The organism is Chromobacterium piscinae (assembly GCF_021129175.1).
GTDB lineage: Bacteria > Pseudomonadota > Gammaproteobacteria > Burkholderiales > Chromobacteriaceae > Chromobacterium > Chromobacterium piscinae.
Genome location: NZ_JAJOHV010000039.1, coordinates 1 through 1,004, shown reverse-complemented (window position 1 = coordinate 1,004; position 1,004 = coordinate 1). Strand labels below are relative to the sequence as shown.

Sequence of the window (1,004 nt, the reverse complement as noted above, 5' to 3'; positions counted from 1 at the left end):
CGGCTCCGGCAAGACCACCACGCTGTACGCGGCGCTGTCGCGGCTGGATTCGGCCCACACCAACATCATGACGGTGGAAGACCCGGTGGAGTACCACTTGGACGGCGTCGGCCAGACCCAGGTCAACGCCCGCATCGACATGACTTTCGCCAAGGCGCTGCGCGCGATCCTGCGCCAGGACCCGGACGTGGTGATGATAGGCGAGATCCGCGACTTGGAAACCGCGCAGATCGCGGTGCAGGCGTCGCTGACCGGCCACCTGGTGCTGGCCACGCTGCACACCAATGACGCCGCCAGCGCAGTGACCCGCCTCACCGACATGGGCGTCGAGCCCTTCCTGCTGGCCTCCAGTCTGCTGGGCGTGATGGCGCAGCGGCTGGTGCGGCGCGTCTGCCCGCAATGCAAGGCGCCGCATCCAGTGCCGCTGGACGACGCGCCGGAGACGGTGCATTACCGTCCGGTCGGTTGCCCGGCCTGCAGCCAGTCCGGCTACAAGGGCCGTTATGGCATCTATGAGCTGATGCTGATCGACGATACCATGCAGCGGCTGATCCACGACCGCGCCTCCGAACATCGGCTGCGCGACCACGCCAGCCGCCACGGCATGCGCAGCCTGCGCGACGATGGCATGCGCTGGGTCAAGGCCGGCGAGACCAGCCTGGAAGAAATCCTGCGGGTGACGAGGAGCTGATGGCGGCCTTCAAGTACACCGCCTACGATGCGGCGGGCAAGGAGCAGAGCGGCCTGTTGGAGGCGGATTCCGCCCGCGCGGCGCGCGGGCAGCTCAGGGAGCGCGGCCTGCTGCCGGTGACGGTGGACAGCGTCAACGCCAAGACCGGCGGCGCCGGCAGCAATGTGCTGCGCCGCGGCCTGCCGCGCGCCGAGCTGGTGATGATCACCGAGCAGCTGTCGACGCTGCTCAACGCCGGCCTGACGCTGGAGAAGGCGCTGACCGCCGTCACCGAACAATCGGAAAACGCCCGCAGCCGCACCGTGCTGGCGGC

At 68.9% G+C, this 1,004-nt stretch carries 1 protein-coding gene and 1 pseudogene; both read left to right on the top strand.

The genetic code is table 11. From position 1 onward, the window contains the following. A partial coding sequence (locus LQR33_RS12445; RefSeq protein WP_231469176.1) for a GspE/PulE family protein occupies nucleotides 1-691 on the top strand: 691 nt, incomplete at its 5' end. Beyond that, a pseudogene (locus LQR33_RS12440) lies at nucleotides 691-1,004 on the top strand (type II secretion system inner membrane protein GspF); the annotation flags it as partial. The gene LQR33_RS12445 and the pseudogene LQR33_RS12440, both read left to right, overlap by 1 nt.